Annotated in this window: 19 protein-coding genes; 8 read left to right on the top strand and 11 right to left on the bottom strand. The window is 30.2% G+C overall.

All coding sequences use genetic code 11. The features are described from left to right. Positions 1–115: 115 nt before the first annotated feature. The 3 genes from ACIQ16_RS06770 to pyrF form a co-directional block, all read right to left on the bottom strand. Positions 116–895, bottom strand: coding sequence for an alpha/beta fold hydrolase (locus ACIQ16_RS06770; RefSeq protein WP_396149903.1), 780 nt, complete (start codon positions 893–895; stop codon positions 116–118). A gap of 1 nt (position 896) precedes the next feature. Then, complete coding sequence (locus ACIQ16_RS06765) at positions 897–1,727, bottom strand: ABC transporter substrate-binding protein (protein WP_396149901.1); 831 nt, start codon at positions 1,725–1,727, stop codon at positions 897–899. Between the two features lie 189 nt (positions 1,728–1,916). Next, positions 1,917–2,735 carry an orotidine-5'-phosphate decarboxylase gene (gene pyrF, locus ACIQ16_RS06760; RefSeq protein ID WP_396149899.1) on the bottom strand — a complete coding sequence of 273 codons (819 nt, stop codon included), beginning with the start codon at positions 2,733–2,735 and terminating at the stop codon, positions 1,917–1,919. Positions 2,736–2,867: 132 nt separating this feature from the next. Here pyrF and ACIQ16_RS06755 point away from each other — a divergent pair, with 132 nt between their 5' ends. From ACIQ16_RS06755 to can, 3 genes are all read left to right on the top strand, one after another. Continuing rightward, the gene (locus tag ACIQ16_RS06755; RefSeq protein ID WP_396149897.1) at positions 2,868–3,182 is read left to right on the top strand and encodes a hypothetical protein; all 315 of its coding nucleotides are present in this window, start codon (positions 2,868–2,870) and stop codon (positions 3,180–3,182) included. 65 nt (positions 3,183–3,247) lie between these two features. Then, positions 3,248–4,888, top strand: coding sequence for a SulP family inorganic anion transporter (locus ACIQ16_RS06750; RefSeq protein WP_396149895.1), 1,641 nt, complete (start codon positions 3,248–3,250; stop codon positions 4,886–4,888). Between the two features lie 12 nt (positions 4,889–4,900). Then, a complete protein-coding gene (gene can / locus ACIQ16_RS06745; RefSeq protein ID WP_353079079.1) occupies positions 4,901–5,545 on the top strand; it encodes a carbonate dehydratase in 645 nt (214 codons plus the stop codon). Positions 5,546–5,549: 4 nt separating this feature from the next. Here the strand turns inward: can and ACIQ16_RS06740 are convergent, their stop codons facing one another. From ACIQ16_RS06740 to ACIQ16_RS06725, 4 genes are read right to left on the bottom strand one after another with little or no spacing between them, the layout of a single operon-like run. After that, positions 5,550–6,512: a sodium-dependent bicarbonate transport family permease gene (locus tag ACIQ16_RS06740; RefSeq protein WP_396149893.1), complete on the bottom strand. Its 963-nt coding sequence runs from the start codon at positions 6,510–6,512 to the stop codon at positions 5,550–5,552. 1 nt (position 6,513) lies between these two features. Next, a complete protein-coding gene (locus tag ACIQ16_RS06735; RefSeq protein WP_396149891.1) occupies positions 6,514–7,476 on the bottom strand; it encodes an L-threonylcarbamoyladenylate synthase in 963 nt (320 codons plus the stop codon). Between the two features lie 3 nt (positions 7,477–7,479). After that, on the bottom strand, positions 7,480–8,316 hold the full coding sequence (locus tag ACIQ16_RS06730; protein WP_396149889.1) for a DUF6671 family protein: 837 nt from the start codon (positions 8,314–8,316) through the stop codon (positions 7,480–7,482). A 1-nt stretch (position 8,317) separates the two neighbouring features. Then, positions 8,318–8,596: a hypothetical protein gene (locus tag ACIQ16_RS06725; protein WP_396149887.1), complete on the bottom strand. Its 279-nt coding sequence runs from the start codon at positions 8,594–8,596 to the stop codon at positions 8,318–8,320. Between the two features lie 96 nt (positions 8,597–8,692). On the opposite strand from ACIQ16_RS06725, the gene ACIQ16_RS06720 reads away from it, so the two are divergent. Continuing rightward, positions 8,693–9,616 (top strand): LysR family transcriptional regulator, encoded by a 924-nt coding sequence (locus ACIQ16_RS06720; RefSeq protein ID WP_396149885.1) that lies wholly within the window; start codon positions 8,693–8,695, stop codon positions 9,614–9,616. Here ACIQ16_RS06720 and ACIQ16_RS06715 read toward each other — a convergent pair. Continuing rightward, positions 9,613–10,803, bottom strand: a complete 1,191-nt coding sequence (locus ACIQ16_RS06715; RefSeq protein ID WP_396149883.1) for an LETM1-related biofilm-associated protein — start codon at positions 10,801–10,803, stop codon at positions 9,613–9,615. The two genes, ACIQ16_RS06720 and ACIQ16_RS06715, sit on opposite strands and share 4 nt — an antisense overlap. Beyond that, complete coding sequence (locus ACIQ16_RS06710) at positions 10,793–11,860, bottom strand: DUF3810 domain-containing protein (protein WP_396149881.1); 1,068 nt, start codon at positions 11,858–11,860, stop codon at positions 10,793–10,795. The genes ACIQ16_RS06715 and ACIQ16_RS06710 overlap by 11 nt, the downstream gene beginning before the upstream one ends. 73 nt (positions 11,861–11,933) lie before the next feature. Between ACIQ16_RS06710 and ACIQ16_RS06705 the strand changes: the two genes are divergently transcribed. The 3 genes from ACIQ16_RS06705 to ACIQ16_RS06695 all read left to right on the top strand — a co-directional run bounded on the left by ACIQ16_RS06705 (position 11,934) and on the right by ACIQ16_RS06695 (position 13,999). Beyond that, entirely contained in the window at positions 11,934–12,143 is a 210-nt protein-coding gene (locus ACIQ16_RS06705; RefSeq protein ID WP_396149879.1) for a hypothetical protein, read from the top strand. Further along, positions 12,143–12,439: a type II toxin-antitoxin system RelE/ParE family toxin gene (locus ACIQ16_RS06700; protein ID WP_396149877.1), complete on the top strand. Its 297-nt coding sequence runs from the start codon at positions 12,143–12,145 to the stop codon at positions 12,437–12,439. The genes ACIQ16_RS06705 and ACIQ16_RS06700 overlap by 1 nt, the downstream gene beginning before the upstream one ends. Positions 12,440–12,532: 93 nt before the next feature. After that, positions 12,533–13,999 carry an aminoacyl-histidine dipeptidase gene (locus ACIQ16_RS06695; protein ID WP_396149875.1) on the top strand — a complete coding sequence of 489 codons (1,467 nt, stop codon included), beginning with the start codon at positions 12,533–12,535 and terminating at the stop codon, positions 13,997–13,999. A 42-nt stretch (positions 14,000–14,041) separates the two neighbouring features. Here the strand turns inward: ACIQ16_RS06695 and carB are convergent, their stop codons facing one another. Then, a complete protein-coding gene (gene carB, locus ACIQ16_RS06690; protein WP_396149873.1) occupies positions 14,042–16,897 on the bottom strand; it encodes a carbamoyl-phosphate synthase large subunit in 2,856 nt (951 codons plus the stop codon). Positions 16,898–16,995: 98 nt separating this feature from the next. After that, positions 16,996–17,157 (bottom strand): 50S ribosomal protein L34, encoded by a 162-nt coding sequence (gene rpmH, locus ACIQ16_RS06685; protein ID WP_091315350.1) that lies wholly within the window; start codon positions 17,155–17,157, stop codon positions 16,996–16,998. Between the two features lie 150 nt (positions 17,158–17,307). On the opposite strand from rpmH, the gene ACIQ16_RS06680 reads away from it, so the two are divergent. Then, positions 17,308–17,826: a DUF2892 domain-containing protein gene (locus tag ACIQ16_RS06680; protein ID WP_396149871.1), complete on the top strand. Its 519-nt coding sequence runs from the start codon at positions 17,308–17,310 to the stop codon at positions 17,824–17,826. The last annotated feature ends 433 nt before the right edge of the window (positions 17,827–18,259 follow it).

Below are 18,259 nucleotides of genomic sequence, written 5' to 3'. Positions count from 1 at the left end.
AAATCTTAACAGTATTAACTAACTAAAATTCTGATATTTGCAAAACAATAAATAGTTTTTTAAGGTTAGTTTTTAGTCAAGAAACAACTGAAATTCAGGTTTCAGTTGTTTTTTTTTATACCTTATTTTGATTTTTTATATATTGAATTACTTCCGAATTAAATAATTCCCATTTTTCTACGTTTACCACATGACCACAGTTTTCTAAAACGAGTAATTTTGAGGTTTTGTAGTGACTCTCTACCACTTTTCTCACAGAAGGTAAAAACATGTAATCTTCGTTTCCCATTACATAAAGAGTAGGAACTGCTAATTCCACTTGACGAAACCATTTTAAAATTGGGTTGATTTCGGCTGTTAGCTTAAACCATTTTATAAATTCTTTTTGATAGAGTTTTTTTGCTTCATTGATAAATAACAAACGAGATTGCTTATGGTTTTTATTTGGCATAATAACAAATGCAAAAAAGCGATACAAAACCAAATAAGGTAATACATATTTGAACATGTTACCCAATCGCATTAAAATTTGGGAACGAAAATTCATTTTCAAAATAGCACCGCCCATAATCATACTCTGTACTCTGTTTTCGTACATTTCTGCAAATTGTCGGATTACGATTGTTCCTAAAGAAATTCCTATGAAATGTGATTTTTGAATATTTAAATGATTGAGAACTTCTAAAACATCATTAGCAATGGCTTTAAATGTATATTTTTTAGTAATTTTCTCTTTTGAATTTCCATGACCACGAAGATCTAATAATAAAACATTAAAATGCGCTTTAAATTCTTTTATCTGTTTAAACCAAATAGAAGAACTACCACCTGCGCCATGGACAAACGTTACCCATTCAGTCGTGTTTTTATTTTCGTATGTGGTATAAGCTATCATTTTATTTGTAAATGTAAAGCTTTTCTTGCAACAAAGTGAAATAATCGAATGCTTTAACTAAACGACTTCCATACCAAGAAAACATTTCACCATCAACAAAAATAGTTTTTGCGTGGTGCGTATGTCTGCCTAATTCGAATGCATGCTCATCAGTAAAAGGAAAAGGTTCAGAAGATAAAAACACAAAATCAGGATCACCTTGAATTCGAATTTTATTTATGACCACTTCTGGATATCTTCCTTCATATTTTGGATTTTTATCGTAGATATTTTCTAATCCATTCAATTTTAGCATCTCATTAATAAATGTATTGCCAGCAGCAACCATATATGGGTTGGCCCAAATAAAATACGCTACTTTTTGTTTGGCATTTTCTTCAAATTTTGAAGCTAAAAGAGTTTGGAGTTTTTGATATCCGAAGTTAATTTTATCAATCCACTTTTGTGCATTGGTTCTTTTATTAAACAGATTTCCGAAATCTTCAATCATTTTATTATTATCGGCAATTGTAACAATATCTGTCACCCAAACTGGACAAATAGTTCTTAATTGCTCTACAATTTCTTTGGTGTTTTCTTCTTTATTGGCAATGATAATATCTGGTTTTAGCGCTTTTATTTTATCGAATTTGATGGTTTTCGTACCGCCAATAATTTCTTTAGTAGATTTAAAATGAAACGGATGCACACAAAACTTCGTAATACCAACTATTGAATCTTCCAAACCCAAATCATAAAGCAATTCCGTTTGTGACGGCACTAAAGAAATAATTCTTTTCGGTGCATTTTCGAAGGTGTGAATAGTGCCAATTTGGTCTGTGAATTGTTTCATTTTTAATGGTGATGGGTTTTGGGTGTTGGGTTTTGGGTATTGGTTTTTAATTTTCTACTATAATTAAACATACAGAAACAAAGAAAAGATTTTGGTAAATTAGGTAGCTTCGCTATGCCTAGAAAATATAGATTGACTAGCTTTTACTTTGTCCCTTTGCAACTTTGCAACTTTGTTACTTTTTACTTTTTACTTTTTACTTAAAATAACTTCCATTTCTTGTTGCAACTTCAATGCTTCTTCCCTTGCCTTTTCAGTAAAATCAGTTCCGTTTGAAGCATAAATAATACCTCGTGAAGAATTGATTAACAAGCCAACGTTTTCATTCATTCCGTATTTACAAACTTCGGCTAAACTTCCGCCTTGAGCACCAACGCCTGGAACCAATAAGAAACTATTTGGTACAATTTTTCTAATCTCTGTAAAATATTCTGCTTTTGTAGCCCCTACAACATACATTAAATTTTGACTGTTTTTCCAATTTTTAGACGTTTCTAAAACCGTTTTATATAATTCTTGTCCGTTAGTATTTAAAGTTTGAAAATCGAAAGCACCTTCATTTGACGTTAAAGCTAACATAATAGTATGTTTGTTTTCAAAAGCCAAAAAAGGTTCTACAGAATCTTTTCCCATATAAGGCGCCACTGTAACCGAATCAAAATTTAAATCTTCAAAAAAAGCTTTGGCATACATTGTTGATGTATTTCCAATATCACCGCGTTTTGCATCGGCAATTGTGAAAATATCGGGATAGTTATTGTTTATATAATCGATTGTTTTCTGTAACGATTGCCAACCTTTGATGCCATAAGCTTCATAAAATGCCGTATTTGGTTTATATGATACACATACATCGTGCGTAGCATCAATGATCGCTTTATTAAATTCGAAAATTGGATCTTCTGTTGTTAATAAATGTGCTGGGATTTTAGTTAAATCAACATCTAAGCCAATACATAGAAATGATTTTTTTAGACGAATTTGTTCAATAAGTTGTGATGTTGTCATTTTATCAGTTTTCTGCTTACAAAAGTATAAATAATTTAATTGAGAAGTAACTAACCTGCAATATGTTTTGTTATAAAATTGAAACAAAATGCATAATAATTGCTTATATTTGCCATAAATTTATTTAATACATTGAAAACCATAGCACAAATAGTAATTTTTATTTTCGTATCATCTTTAACGATGCCTACACTTAGTTGGTTTGTAAAGGATGTTGAAAAATGCTATTCATTTTGTGACATCGATAAATCTGAAAAAGAGCTAGATAATTCTGAAGAAAAAGAATTAGATAAAAATGAACTGGATTTTTTTGACAAAATATTTTTTTCAGAAAAATTTTATTTCAAAACATCAATTAATGATGATGAATTAAATTTATTTCATTTTCTAAGTAATCATAATATTCAATTTAAAGAAATTTTTTCTCCACCTCCAGAATTAGTTTAATACGTTTTCACATATCGATGTTTGTTTCAACATCGAAGAATAATTTATTAAATTTATATTTTGGTATGTCTAAAAAAATCAATCTTTTTTCAAACCTTAAATCTGATTTCGCTTCAGGTTTAGTGGTTTTTCTAGTGGCTTTGCCATTATGTCTCGGTATTGCATTAGCAAGTGGAGCACCTTTATTTTCAGGAATTATTTCGGGTATTGTTGGCGGAATTATTGTTGGATATTTAAGTCAGTCGCATTTAAGTGTTTCTGGTCCAGCGGCAGGTTTGACAGCAATTGTTTTAACCGCAATAACTGATTTAGGGTCATTTAACGCATTTCTTTTAGCTGTTTTAATTGCTGGATTAATTCAGTTGATTTTAGGATTTATTAAAGCTGGAAGTATTTCTAACTATTTCCCAAATAATGTTATTGAAGGAATGTTGGCTGGAATTGGAGTAATTATAATATTGAAACAAATTCCTCACGCATTTGGTTATGATCCAGATTTTGAAGGTGATGAATCTTTTTTTCAACCTGATGGACAAAATACTTTTTCTGAAATTTTCAATATATTTGATCATATTCAATTAGGTTCAATTGTAATAGCTCTGATTTCATTGGCAATATTGATTTTATGGAATAAAGTTGATGTTTTAAAGAAAATAAAACTAATTCCACCAGCTTTAGTAGCGGTTATTATAAGTATTCTGCTAAACGAATTTTTTATACAATCTGGAAGTAATTTAGCGATCGTAAAAGAGCATTTGGTTAGTTTACCTGTACCAACTACTTTAGAAGAATTCAAAAATATTATTGTAACACCAGATTTTACTGCCATCTCAAATTCAAAAGTTTGGATTGTTGCTATAACTATTGCTGTAGTTGCCTCAATTGAAACCTTATTATGTATAGAAGCATCAGACCGAATGGATGCGTTAAAGAGATATACCAATACAAATGTTGAATTAAAAGCGCAAGGAATTGGAAATATTTTGAGTGCCCTTTTAGGTGGTTTACCAATGACTTCTGTAGTAGTAAGAACCACAGCAAATAATACTGCTGGAGCAAAATCAAAAATGTCAGCAATAATTCACGGTGTGCTTTTGCTAGTAAGTGTTTTAGCAATTCCAACAGTATTAAATAAAATACCTTTAGCTACATTGGCAGCAGTTTTGTTATTAGTAGGTTATAAATTAGCTAATCCTGCAACAATTAAGCATTTTTGGGAAAAAGGAAAATATCAATTTATTCCATTTATAGCTACTTTTGGTGCAGTAGTTTTTACAGATTTATTAAAAGGTGTTGCTTTAGGAATGATTATTAGCGTTATATTTGTTTTAAAGGGTAATATGAAACGTGCTTACCATTTCAAAAAAGAAGAATATCACGATGGCGACATTATTCATATCGATTTAGCACAGGAAGTTTCGTTTTTGAACAAAGCGGCAATAAAAACAACATTATCTGAAATACCAGAAAATGCTTTTGTAACCATTAATGCATCAAATACTGTTTATATTGCACACGATATTTTAACTTTGATTACAGAATTTGCAGAAGTAAATGCAAAAGAATTAAATATTGATGTGAAATTAGAAGGTTTTAAAAAAGCATATAATTTAGAAAATAATGAATATTTTAAAAGCACTGTAACTTTTGAAAAAAAATACAATGCTTTGAAACGAAAAGTAGAAATAGTAAGAAGTAATAAATAAAAATATAGAAAAATGAGTAATGATTTTTACAAAAAGATTTTAGACAACAATAAAAAATGGGTTGAAAATCAATTAGCAATTGATGTAGAATATTTTAAAGATTTAGCTAAAGGACAACAACCACCTTTATTATGGATTGGCTGTTCAGACAGTCGTGTGCCAGCTAACGAAATTATTGGAGCAAAACCAGGTGAAGTTTTTGTGCACAGAAATATTGCAAATATGGTTATTCATAGTGATATGAATATGTTAAGCGTATTAGATTATGCTGTAAATGTATTAAAAGTAAAACATGTAATTGTTTGTGGACATTATGGTTGTGGTGGAGTAAAAGCTGCTATGGGTAATCAATCTATTGGATTAATAGATAACTGGATCCGTCACATTAAAGATGTTTATCGATTACATGAAACATATTTAAATACTATTGAAGATGAAGAAGAACGATTTAATAAATTTGTTGAAGTCAACGCGCAAGAACAAGTATTTGATTTAGCGAAAACTTCAATTGTTCAAAATGCATGGAGAAATGGACAAGAACTTACACTTCACGGTTGGACCTATGGTTTAAATTCAGGTTATGTAACCGATTTAGGCGTAAACATGAGTTCTAATGAAGAATTAGATGAAGTGTATCAATTGAAGTTTTCGAACTAAAAAATTACAAACATTTAATTAGCGTTAAGTAAATAGGCATTCCTATCGTAATATTTAAAGGAAATGTTACTGCTAATGTCATAGGTAAAAACAACCCTGGATTTGCTTTTGGCACGGCAATTTTCATAGCAGCAGGCACAGCAATATATGATGCGCTTGCTGCTAAAACCGCTAACATAAATCGATTGCCTATATCGTCCGTTACTATTTGACTGCATAAAGCTACAACACAACCATTAATCAAAGGAATAAACAGAGCAAAAAATACTGCAAACCAGCCGCTTTTTACAAAATCTCCTAATTTTTTACCACTTACAATTCCCATATCTAAAAGAAATATGGCTAAAAAACCTTTAAATAAATCATTTGTAAAAGGTTTTATTCCCATCGCCTGTTCTTCACTAGCCAACAAACCAATTACTAAACTACCTAAAATTAAGAGTACGCTTCCATTGGTAAAAGAATGCTTAATTAAAGATATAAGTGAGGTATTCGTTTCTTTTTTCTTATCAAACATTCGTATTAATATGACACCCACAATAATGGCTGGTGCTTCCATTAATGCCATAACAGCTACCATATGCCCGCTAAAAGTCATGTGTTGAATCTCTAAAAAAGAAGCAGCAGTTACAAAAGTTACCGCACTTACTGAACCATAAGCGGCAGCTATTGCACCGGCATCAAAAACATTAAATTTTCTTCTCAAAATAAAGAAGGAATATATCGGAATAATCAATGCGATAACTACACCGAACAAAACAGACCAAACAATTTCCAATGTAAATTCGCTATGAGCTAATTCTTGGCCACCTTTAAATCCGATAGAGAATAATAGATATAGTGATATGAACTTAGAAGAATTAGGTGGTATTTCTAAGTCGCTTTTTAATTTTACAGCTACAATTCCTAAAATAAAAAAAAGTAGCGCTGGGTTCGTAAGGTTTTCAAATAGTAAATCTAAATTCATTTTATTTGTTTTTAGTAGCTCGTTCTAAACGATCATTAATTGAGTTTCCCAAATCGATTTCTGGAAACTTTTGAGCAATAATTAGGTCTAAATTTTGAGTATCTAAACGATGCATTGCCGCATATAAATTAGCTGTAGCTTCCTTCAGACTCCCTTTCTTTGATAGAATCTCAACAACTACATCTTCTTTATCAATCGTAACATTATTAAATAAAAGCAATCCAATCTTTTTTGTTGAATATTTTTCAATCTCTTTTTTTACATCATTAACTAATATAGTTTTTGTTAAGGGCGCATAATGCCTGGTAAGCATTCCTGGTGCCTCTGGAGCATTCTCGTTTTTATTTTTAAGTAAAATTGGACCAATAACGCTTTCAATCGCTTCTCTTGAAATAGCTCCTAGTCTATACAAAATTGGCTCTTCATTCTCAAATCCGATTATTGTAGACTCTATACCATTCTCACAATTACCACCATCTAAAACCAATGGAAGTGTATTTGAAAAATAATTTGCAACATGTTCTGCTGTAGTAGGACTAATTGAACCGAAAGGATTTGCGCTTGGAGCTGCTAATGGAAAATTTAGTTTAGACAATAAATCTAAAGTTAATGGATGATTAGGGATTCTAACCGCAACTGTATCTTTTCCGCCAGTAACCAAATCAGAAATAGAATTTCGTTTTTTTAATACAAGCGTTAGCGGACCTGGCCAAAAATTATTTGCTAATAATTTCGCTTTTAAAGGAATTTCCGAACATATCTCTTCTAAACAAGTTAAGGAATGCACATGAACGATTAACGGATTAAAAAATGGTCTTTTTTTGGTTTCAAATATTTTTTTTATTGCCTTTTCACTAAATATATTACCTGCCAAACCATAAACCGTTTCTGTTGGAATAGCTACTACTTCATCGTTTTCTAGCAGATTTTTCGCAAAATCTAAATCTTTTGAAATTTGAATCATAAATTATGGGTTACACGTATCACAATAGGTTGGCTCTTCATAAGTAATACCTCTTGGAAACATTTTTTTATTACTATAATGGCATTTTTTACATTGATACATATAATATAAAGTGGAGCGTGTAGGATTTTTACATAGCTCACACGGCAAACCTGAAACAGCATCTACAATATCAAAACCTGGTGTTTGACATGTAGGACAAAGTGATTTTATTTTTTCAATTAACTGCCATGTTGCTTTTTCAATTACTTTCATACGGGTAGGATTGAACATGGCTCTCATATCCGTTTCTACATGTACAAAACCATTCTTATTATTTAATTTATGAAATTTTTCTAGCAACTCGTTTTTAGATTGTATGCCTTTGAAAATAGTTGAAAAGTTAGTTTCATCTGATTTTAAAATTAGTGCATGAGAAGGAAAATTCACTTTTTCGGAAAAAGTCAGTAAATCTGTTTCATTAGAAATTTTTTGACCATTAAAATTGGTTTCCAAACTAATTTCTTTTGCTATAATTTCAAGATCATTACTAAAATCTTTTAGCATTACTAATTCTTGATTAGCTTGTGCAAAAAAAATAGATGGATGCGCTCCAAAAGAACCTTCACTTGCAATTACTAAATCAGATTTTGAGGCATTAGCAGCAAGGAAACATTTATTTCTTAGTGTGGTTAAGGCATCATATTTACGTTCAATTTCACCAGAAAATGTTCCTAAAGTATCCGTGTCAAATTGTTCAGATACAAAACAACTAATCGCAAGTTCTTTCTCGAGAATAGGAGTCATAACAAGCTCTTTTTTATGTTTTGTAGCAATTAGTACTTTTCGACCTTCAAACATATTATTCTTCTAAACGAATGGTTAGCGTACTATTAATTACCAATTTTTTATTTTTCTCTTTTGCACTGGCAATAACTTGTTTAATTTCATCTTTAGTTGCTATTAATTCTTGAATACGAACTTTTGAATGTGCCATTTCTTGATTAAATCGGATATGGTTACTGAAATCTTCTCTATTATGATAATCGATTTTATAATTAAGCAAAGCAATTAAAAGTTTGTCAGCGTCATCGAAAGTAAAAACACCATCAATAAATTTAAAGTCTTGTTCTTTTTCCATTATATTTTTGTGTTAAATAATTTTATGTTGCAAAATTGATATTTTTTATTCATAAATTTTTATTTATATTTGTAATGCAAACCATAACATATATTTATGAATTATACCTTACACCAACTTCAGGTTTTTTATAAAATAACAGAGACTTTAAGTATTACTAAAGCTGCCGAAGAATTATTTCTTACTCAACCAGCGGTTTCAATACAATTAAAAAATTTTCAAAACCAATTTGATATTCCATTAACAGAAATGGTGGGAAGACAAATTTATATTACCGATTTTGGAAAAGAAATTGCAACTGCAGCAGAAGCAATTCTTAATGAAGTATATGCAATAAATTATAAAACGCAAGCTTACAAAGGTCAACTATCAGGAAGATTAAAAATATCAGTAGTTTCAACAGGAAAATATGTAATTCCCTATTTTTTGAGTGATTTTATTAAAAATAATAAAGAAGTAGAATTGGAGATGGATGTGACTAACAAAACAAAAACGTTAAAATCGTTAAAAAATAATGAAATTGATTTTGCTTTAGTTTCAATACTTCCAAAAGATATAGAAGTTGAATCGAAAATTATTTTAGAAAACAAATTGTTTTTAATAGGTAATAAATATGTAGATAGTAATCCTAAAAATGATTTAGCTGAATACGCTGCAAATTACCCGCTTATATATAGGGAAGCTGGATCTGCAACAAGAATTACAATGGAAAATTATTTAGATCAAAACGGAATTAAACCAAATATGAAACTCCAATTAACTTCAAATGAAGCAGTAAAACAATCTGTAATTGCAGGATTAGGACTTTCGATAATGCCTCTAATAGGATTGAAAAATGAATTAGACAAAGGTGATCTTAAAATAATTCCAGTAAAAAAATTACCAATTGTTTCTAGCTGGCGATTAATTTGGTTAAAAGGGAAAAAATTTAGTCCAGTCGCAAATGCTTATCTAAAACACATAAATGCCGCCCACGAAGAAATTAAAAACGAATATTTTTCTTGGATTTCGAATTATTAATCTTTTAAATTTTCATTAAAAGCAGAAGGCAATAATTGTGGGATAAACTTTATTAAAATTGGCAATAATAAACCACCCCCCGGAAGTAAAAAAATAGTAAGCGAAGGAATGCTTTTGCAAATGTCTAATAACTGTTTTTTTACTTTTTTCTTTTCTTCAAAACTTAATTCATTTTGAGTTGATTTCCCTAATAACTTTACTAATTCTTTGCTCTCTGAAAGCTCTTTAAGTAAACGGGTTTTATTCCTACTTACTAACTTTGCAATATTATCTTGGGTGTTCGTGTAAAATTGCTTTACCGGATGATTTAAATTATAAAAAGGTAAATTATTTTTATTCTTATTTATAAATTCAACTAATTCATAACCAGTGTTTTGATTTATTTTATTTAAACCTAATTTTAAAGCAAATTCTGAAAGAAAAACTTGCTCGTTTTCATACACAACACCATCGCTTAACAACGTCATATGAGCAATTTCGTATAGATATAAACTTTCTAATTCAGACCGATTCCCTTCAAAAACAATATCAATAATTTCATGATTATTTATTTTAGAAACCTTAGAATATCGTAACGAATTTTCAAACATTTTTAGAAGCATTAAGTCGTACTCCGATTTATGTTTTTTCACATTCAATGAAAACATAATTAATGCCAAACATTTTCGTTCTAAATTCTTAAAAAAATCAAGTGAAATCGATTTGTTTTTAAGATAATATTCAAATGCCAAAACATCAATATACAACATGGAATTGGTTACTATATGAGTGAAATTTTTGGTAACAATATTATCATTTGTTTGCAAACGTTCATTTATTATACTCTCTAATTTTTGATATGAATTAGATTGCGGCAATACCATATTTAAAAAACTAAATTTTCCTCTTGAAATTTGATCGTAAAAAGACAACAATTCATTTAAAAAAGCATTTTTTGAATTCAACTTTTGAGACTGAAACAAAGCAATTAATGTGGCTAAAAAACCAACTTTCATTTTTTCTTCAGCATCCCATTTCGCATCATCTATGTCTGTTTTTAGATGATAGTTTACAACATAACCATAAATCAAACCACTTTTTTGAGAAGCCCTAAAGAATGACTCGTCGGTATCGTATGTAACGACATCAGCAGCATGTTGTTGAATAAATTTTTCAATCCAACCGTTAATTGAAGGGTTAATTTGCATGAATTATCTGGTGTTTTAAATCGTAATTAATTAATAAACCTACAAATTTACTATAACTTTCCATTCCATCTTTTTGTTGATTCATTTTTAAAAATGTGTCGTAAATGTATTCAAAAAAAGTATCAATCCACGAATGATAGTGTTTCCAAAAGGTTCTATTTTCGTTAAAATTTTCCAAAACACCTTTATTAATAAATACTTTATACGTTTTACTACTACCTGCTTCCATTACTTCTAAATTATACAAACAATAATTCAAAGCAAAAGCATAGGCGGAATATTTAAAATAAACATCCTTATTTTGCGAAGCAGCAATAAATCCAATAAAATTACAGTCACTTTCAGAGGCAATTCCGGTTTGATGTGCCATTTCGTGACAAATTGTTAATGGTGAAGTGTATTTCGGCTTTAAATTATTTACCTGCGCTTCATTTGTAAATGGATTTAAATACCCTCCAAATCCCATATAACTCAATGGCAAACTAAAAATAGAGGATTTGATACTTTTATGTTGATACTTAATTTGCGACAACGGTTTAGGCAAATTAGCATATCCGTTTAAAGCCATTTCATACATTTTTTGTTCTGAATAGTTATAAACCACTTTCCTATAATGTAATTTTTCTATTTGAAGTTGCAAATGATTTGTTTCGGCAATTAATTTTAACGTCAAATTTTGCAATTGTTCTTTAGTATATTCTTTTTCAATACCTATTTTTTTATGCAATGGAATTCTGTAATAATTCAATCCCCATAAAAAATGAAATAAAAAATACAAAATCGAAATAAAATTCAAAATAGTTAAACCGTTAGATTTCCAATTTTTCAAAAAACCAATTCTATTTTTATACAACCATCTTAGAACAAGTAGTATCAAAATAATATAGAAAATATCACCTACAGAAAAAGGAATCCAACCTAAAAGTAATCGACTAATCTTAGAAAGATACAAATACAAGCCATTACTGTAAAAGCGTTCTACTACTTCTGGAAAAAGTGAAAGCACATTAATCAGAATAACTTGAACGAATAAAAATAAACTTAGATATTTTTTCATTTGCTAAAATTATTACAAATAGACTAATAAATAGTAATATTTTTTATAATTTTGTTTCATAGCTATTAATCTTATGACACAAGTTACTTTAAATATTCCTGATCAAGATTTAAACTTTTTTATGCAATTAATAGAAAAGTTTAATTATGATACTACTATTTCTGATTTCGAAATGACATCTGAAATAAAAAATATACTTGATACTCGACGAAAAAACTCAAATGAAGTAAATCACATTCCTTGGAATGAAGTGAAATCAAAGATAATTTTTAATAAAAAATAATGAGTTATTCCGTTTTCTTTGAAGAAAATGCTATCAATGATATTCAAGAAGCCGTTTCCTATTATGATATAAAAAAAGAAGGTTTGGGAGAAGTTTTTTATACTTCTTTAGAAAACGCAATTGAAACCATAATAATTAATTCAAACTTTCAAATTAGATATAAAGATTATATAGGTTTGCCTTTGAAAAAATTCCCTTTTATTGTGTTTTATTACATTACGGAAGAAACCAAAAAAATTCACATTATTTCTGTATTTAACACTTCTAAAAATCCAAATTCATATTACGATTTATAAACTATGTTTAAATATTCAAAAAAAAACGAATTTTGAATATTGAATAACGAATTTTGAACAATAACATTAAAAAATAAACAGAACAAAAATAAAATGAGTCAAGAAGTAAGAAATTTAGAACCAAAAGTGCTTTGGAACAAATTTGCCGATTTAAATGCCGTACCACGTCCATCTAAAAAAGAAGAACGCATTATTGCCTTTATGATGAAATTTGGTCAAGAATTAGGTTTAAACACCATTAAAGACGAAGTTGGAAATGTAATTATAAAGAAACCTGCAACTACCGGAATGGAAAATCGTAAAACCATTGTAATGCAATCGCATTTAGATATGGTGCATCAAAAAAACAATGATACCGATTTTGATTTCGACACACAAGGTATTGAAATGTATGTAGATGGTGACTGGGTTCGTGCCAAAGGAACTACTTTAGGTGCCGATAACGGATTAGGTGTTGCTACAATTATGGCAATCTTAGAAAGCACCACAATTCCACATCCTGCCATTGAAGCTTTGTTTACTATAGATGAAGAAACTGGTATGACAGGTGCAATGGGATTAAAAGGTGGCTTATTAGAAGGTGAAATCCTTTTAAATTTAGACACCGAAGAAGACGATGAAATTGATATTGGTTGTGCAGGCGGTGTAGACGTTACTGCAGTTGCAGAATACGATGAAGAAGACACTCCTGCCGATGCTGTTGGTTATACCATTACTGTAAAAGGTTTAAATGGCGGACATTCAGGTATGGATATCGACAAAGGTTTAGGTAATGCAAACAAAATTATGAACCGCTTATTATTTAATGGTTTTGAAGATTTTGGTTTACAAATTTCAACTATTAATGGCGGAAGCTTACGTAATGCCATTCCAAGAGAAAGTATAGCAGAAGTAGCCATTGCTCCTATTTACAATGAAGCATTTACATTTGATATGCAAGAAATTATCAATGAAATAAAAGCTGAATTTAAAACTACAGAACCCAATTTAGAAATTGTAATTGAAAAATCAGCGACAACACCTACTAAAGTTATGCCTCCAATGGCACAGTTTTATATGGTTAGATCGATTTATGCAGCGCATAATGGCGTGTATAGAATGAGTGCAGATTTTGAAAATTTAGTAGAAACTTCAAATAATATCGCAAAAATAACAGTTGCTAATGGTAAATTAACAGTACAATGTTTGACACGATCTTCTGTGGAAACCTCAAAATTTGATTTAGCAAACGCTTTACGTTCCGCTTTCGAATTAATGGGTTGTGAAGTCACTTTCGGAGGTTCGTATCCAGGTTGGACTCCAAATGCCAACTCAGAAATATTAGATATTTTAACTTCAATATACGAGAAACAAAACGGAACCAAACCACAAGTTGTAGCTTGTCACGCAGGTTTAGAATGTGGGATTTTAGGAACCAATTACCCAGAAATGGATATGATTTCTTTCGGGCCAACAATAAAAGGCGCACACAGCCCAGATGAAAGAGCAAATATTGCATCCGCTCAAAAATATTGGAAATTTGTATTGGAAATTTTAGAGAATATTCCAGTTAGAAAATAGTAAAAACTAAAAATCCCAATTTTTCAATTGGGATTTTTTTATTTATTTCGTTAAGTACATTTTTCTTCTTGCGTATAAATCATAAAATTGATCATCTTTTAAATCATCAATAAACAAAATGCTTTCACCTGTTGATTTCATTTCTGGACCTAAGGCTTTATTTACATTTGGAAATTTACTAAAAGAGAAAACCGGTTGCTTAATCGCATATCCTTTTAATTTCGGATTAAAGGCGAAATCAGTTACTTTATTTTCTCCTAACATTACTTTTGTTGCGTAATTTACATAAGGTTCTCCATACGCTTTTGCAATAAAAGGTACAGTACGAGATGCTCTCGGGTTGGCTTCAATAATGTAAACAATATCGTCTTTAACCGCAAATTGAATATTAATTAATCCAACCGTTTTTAAAGCTACTGCGATTTTATTTGTATGATCTTTTATTTGTTGCATTACAAACTCACCCAAGTTAAAAGGAGGTAACGTAGCATTACTATCACCAGAATGGACGCCACAAGGCTCAATATGCTCCATAATTCCAATTATATAAACATTTCCATCTGCATCACAAATAGCATCCGCTTCAGCTTCAATAGCGCCATCTAAATAATGATCTAATAAAAGTTTATTTCCTGGTATCGATTTTAATAAATCAATAACGTGTTCTTCCAATTCTTGTTTATTGATTACAATTTTCATTCCTTGTCCACCTAACACATAAGAAGGACGGACTAATAAAGGAAAATCTAATGTATCTGCTAATTGCGAAGCTTCTTCAGCACTTTCAGCAATTCCAAATTGTGGAAATGGTATTTTTAATTCCGTCAATAAATCAGAGAACCTTCCTCTATCTTCTGCTAAATCTAACGCATCAAATGAAGTTCCTAAAATTTTAATTCCGTATTTCGATAATTTTTCAGCTAATTTTAAAGCAGTTTGTCCACCTAATTGCACAATCACACCTTCTGGTTTTTCGTGCTGAATAATATCGTATATATGTTCCCAAAAAACAGGTTCAAAATACAATTTATCAGCCGTATCAAAATCTGTAGAAACCGTTTCTGGATTACAGTTAATCATAATCGTTTCATAACCACATTCTTTAGCCGCCAAAACACCGTGTACGCAAGAATAATCAAACTCAATTCCTTGTCCAATTCGATTTGGTCCAGAACCTAAGACTACTACTTTTTTCTTATCAGTTACGATACTTTCATTATGAACGTATCTCGTACCATCTGCTTTTTCAATTTCGGCTTCAAAAGTAGAATAATAATAAGGCGTTTGTGCTTTAAATTCTGCGGCACAAGTGTCCACTAATTTATAAACGCGTTGAATATTCATTTCATCACGTAATTTATGAACTTGACTTTCCAAACATTTCATCATATGAGCAATCTGTCTGTCACCATATCCTTTCTGTTTGGCTTCTAATAATAATTCTTTAGGTAAAGAATCTACTTTATATTTTGAAATTTCTTTTTCTAAATGAAATAATTCTTCATATTGCTTCAAAAACCACATATCTATTTTAGTGATTTCGTGAATTCTACTCAATGGAATTCCCATCGCAATAGCGTCATAAATCACAAAAACTCTGTCCCAACTTGCATAGGTTAGTTTTTCAATAATTTGTTCGTAATTGGTATACCCTTTTCCGTCAGCTCCTAAACCATTTCGTTTAATTTCGAGTGATTGAGTAGCTTTATGAAGCGCTTCTTGAAACGAACGTCCAATTCCCATTACTTCTCCAACAGATTTCATTTGTAATCCTAAAGTTCTATCTGCACCCTCAAATTTATCAAAATTCCAACGTGGTATTTTTACAATCACATAATCTAAAGTTGGCTCAAATAAAGCCGAAGTAGATTTCGTAATTTGATTTTGCAATTCATCTAAATTATAACCTAAAGCTAATTTCGATGCAATTTTTGCAATTGGATATCCAGTAGCTTTTGATGCCAATGCAGAAGAACGAGATACGCGAGGATTAATTTCAATCGCAACAATATCTTCTTTTTCATCAGGTGAGACAGCAAATTGCACGTTACAACCTCCTGCAAAATTTCCGATAGAACGCATCATTAAAATGGCCATATCACGCATTCGTTGAAATGTAGTGTCAGATAACGTCATCGCTGGCGCAACAGTTATGGAATCACCAGTATGAATACCCATAGGGTCCATATTTTCAATCGTACAGATAATTACCACATTATCGTTACTATCACGCAATAATTCCAATTCATATTCTTTCCATCCCATTAAAGCTTTATCAATTAAAACTTCATGAATTGGAGACGCTTCTAAACCGTAAGTTAAAGCCGCATCAAAATCTTCTCTTTTATAAACAATAGCCGCACCGGTTCCTCCCAAAGTAAATGAAGGACGAATTACTAAAGGAAAACCAAATTCTTGCTCAATTTCTTTTCCTTTTAAGAAAGAGTTTGCTGTTTTAGCTGGCGCTTGAGGAATTCCAATTTTATTTAATAAATTTTTAAATTGCTCTCTATCTTCGGTAATATTTATTGCATTTATATCTACACCAATTAATCTAACACCAAAATCCGTCCAAATTCCTTTCTCATCGGCTTCAATACATAAATTTAAAGCAGTTTGACCACCCATCGTTGGCAAAACAGCATCAATTTGAGGATGTGCTTTTAAAATTTCTATTATAGATTTAGTAGTCAATGGCTTTAAATACACATGATCAGCCATAGTTGGGTCTGTCATGATGGTAGCAGGATTTGAATTTATTAAAATAACTTCAATTCCTTCCTCCTTTAAAGAGCGTGCAGATTGAGAACCTGCATAATCAAATTCGCAAGCTTGTCCAATTACTATTGGTCCTGAACCAATAATTAATACCGATTTTATTGAATTGTCTTTTGGCATATTGTTGTGTTATTGTAGATTTTAATTTAATGCAAATATAAAAAAAAGGTGTTACTATTAAAATAGTAACACCCTGATATTTCGATTAACTAATACCATTATTTCTTATGTCTTGGTTCACAAGATACTGTTAATTTATGTCTTCCTTTAGCTCTTCTACGAGCAAGCACCTTTCTTCCGTTAGGAGATGACATTCTGTCCATGAAACCGTGCTTATTTCTTCTTTTTCTCTTTGATGGTTGAAATGTTCTCTTACTCATTGTTAGTATTTTTAAATTCTATATAATTCTTTAATAATATGGCTTTCTTTAAACCGAGTGCAAATATACAAAGACTTTTTTCAAATACAAATACTTTTTTAAAATTATTTTTAATAGATTTTATTACCTTTGCAAACTAAACTAAATATCATGTTCAATAAAAACATAAAACTAATTACAGCAGCAGGATTAATTTCATTTGCAATTTACTTATTCACTATTGGTGGTAATATTGGAAATGGAATATTTTTAATTCTATTATCAACCCTTTTTATCTTATTCTATTTTAAAAATGAATTAATTATTTTATCATTTTTACAGTTAAGAAAACAAAATTTTGACGGCGCTAAAAAATATTTAGATAAAATTAGCAATCCAGAAACAGCTTTGGTTAAAAAACAACAAGGGTATTATAATTACTTAAATGGATTAATGGTTTCGCAAACTAACCTAAATCAAGCAGAAAAATACTTTAGAAAAGCAATTGAACTTGGCTTAAGTATGGATCAAGACTTAGCTTTAGCCAAACTTCAATTAGCAGGAATTGCTGCTTCAAAAAGAAGAAAAATTGAAGCAGAAAAATGGCTAAGTGAAGCAAAAAAATTAGACAAACACAATATGTTGAAAGATCAAATTGTAATGATGAAACAACAATTAAAGAGAATATAATTTTTAAAGTCCCAATTGGGACTTTTTTTGTGCTTCATAATTACGATTTAATTTTAAAAGGTATTCAATTTTTAACCATTTGAAATAATCAAATCAAAGGACATTAAAATTTCTCTGCCAAAATATACAAAACATTAACTTTTCTTTACATAAATTACACCTTTTATATTATTTTTAGTGCGTTCCCTTTCAGGTCGTGTGTTCCGTTATATCTTTTTTGGTGTTATTTTTTAAAAAAAGGATGCCACTTCACCCACTAACGCTTTGGTTTTCATAAGATAAATCTTGTAAACAAGCTATGAATCACGTTTATATAACAAAAAAAGCCTTCAAGTAAAACTTGAAGGCTTTAATAAAAGAAGGCGGCGACATACTCTCCCACATAACTGCAGTACCATCTGCGCAGTTGGGCTTAACTTCTCTGTTCGGAAAG

Source organism: Flavobacterium sp. (assembly GCF_044360715.1).
Classification (GTDB): domain Bacteria; phylum Bacteroidota; class Bacteroidia; order Flavobacteriales; family Flavobacteriaceae; genus Flavobacterium.
This window is presented reverse-complemented; position numbering and strand designations above follow the sequence as displayed.

Coding starts and splice junctions, on each gene's coding strand:
- ACIQ16_RS06730 (WP_396149889.1), bottom strand. CDS start 8,316: ATGTTTGAAGGTCGAAAAGTACTAATTGCTACAAAACATAAAAAAGAG.
- ACIQ16_RS06700 (WP_396149877.1), top strand. CDS start 12,143: ATGAGTTATTCCGTTTTCTTTGAAGAAAATGCTATCAATGATATTCAA.
- ACIQ16_RS06750 (WP_396149895.1), top strand. CDS start 3,248: ATGTCTAAAAAAATCAATCTTTTTTCAAACCTTAAATCTGATTTCGCT.
- ACIQ16_RS06710 (WP_396149881.1), bottom strand. CDS start 11,860: ATGAAAAAATATCTAAGTTTATTTTTATTCGTTCAAGTTATTCTGATT.
- ACIQ16_RS06735 (WP_396149891.1), bottom strand. CDS start 7,476: ATGATTCAAATTTCAAAAGATTTAGATTTTGCGAAAAATCTGCTAGAA.
- can (WP_353079079.1), top strand. CDS start 4,901: ATGAGTAATGATTTTTACAAAAAGATTTTAGACAACAATAAAAAATGG.
- rpmH (WP_091315350.1), bottom strand. CDS start 17,157: ATGAGTAAGAGAACATTTCAACCATCAAAGAGAAAAAGAAGAAATAAG.
- ACIQ16_RS06695 (WP_396149875.1), top strand. CDS start 12,533: ATGAGTCAAGAAGTAAGAAATTTAGAACCAAAAGTGCTTTGGAACAAA.
- ACIQ16_RS06770 (WP_396149903.1), bottom strand. CDS start 895: ATGATAGCTTATACCACATACGAAAATAAAAACACGACTGAATGGGTA.
- carB (WP_396149873.1), bottom strand. CDS start 16,897: ATGCCAAAAGACAATTCAATAAAATCGGTATTAATTATTGGTTCAGGA.
- ACIQ16_RS06715 (WP_396149883.1), bottom strand. CDS start 10,803: ATGCAAATTAACCCTTCAATTAACGGTTGGATTGAAAAATTTATTCAA.
- ACIQ16_RS06680 (WP_396149871.1), top strand. CDS start 17,308: ATGTTCAATAAAAACATAAAACTAATTACAGCAGCAGGATTAATTTCA.
- ACIQ16_RS06705 (WP_396149879.1), top strand. CDS start 11,934: ATGACACAAGTTACTTTAAATATTCCTGATCAAGATTTAAACTTTTTT.
- ACIQ16_RS06720 (WP_396149885.1), top strand. CDS start 8,693: ATGAATTATACCTTACACCAACTTCAGGTTTTTTATAAAATAACAGAG.
- pyrF (WP_396149899.1), bottom strand. CDS start 2,735: ATGACAACATCACAACTTATTGAACAAATTCGTCTAAAAAAATCATTT.
- ACIQ16_RS06725 (WP_396149887.1), bottom strand. CDS start 8,596: ATGGAAAAAGAACAAGACTTTAAATTTATTGATGGTGTTTTTACTTTC.
- ACIQ16_RS06765 (WP_396149901.1), bottom strand. CDS start 1,727: ATGAAACAATTCACAGACCAAATTGGCACTATTCACACCTTCGAAAAT.
- ACIQ16_RS06740 (WP_396149893.1), bottom strand. CDS start 6,512: ATGAATTTAGATTTACTATTTGAAAACCTTACGAACCCAGCGCTACTT.